The following is a 274-nucleotide window of genomic DNA, read 5'->3' as shown; positions in this document are numbered from 1 at the left end:
GATATTGAAACAATGATCCGCGGCGTGAGGATCAGCCGCAACATTTTGCGTGCGCCCGCGCTGCGCGAATTGATTTCCGAAGAATTGATGCCCAGCGCGCAGGAGGACATCAGCGACGCGCAAATCGAGGAGCATATCCGCACGGTATCGAAGACGGTGTTTCATCCGGCCGGAAGCTGCCGCATGGGCGTCGATGTTTTAGCCGTGGTCGATCCGCAACTGCGTGTGCACGGCATGACCAATCTGCGCGTCGCCGATGCCTCCGTCATGCCCA

1 protein-coding gene is annotated in these 274 nt (G+C 59.1%); it reads left to right on the top strand.

The features are described from left to right. Positions 1-274: GMC oxidoreductase (locus R0J87_RS20300; RefSeq protein ID WP_498888514.1), on the top strand; the 274-nt coding region annotated here is incomplete at both ends.

The sequence above is a fragment of the Halomonas sp. SIMBA_159 genome, from assembly GCF_046536035.1.
Classification (GTDB): domain Bacteria; phylum Pseudomonadota; class Gammaproteobacteria; order Pseudomonadales; family Halomonadaceae; genus Vreelandella; species Vreelandella venusta_A.
This window is presented reverse-complemented; position numbering and strand designations above follow the sequence as displayed.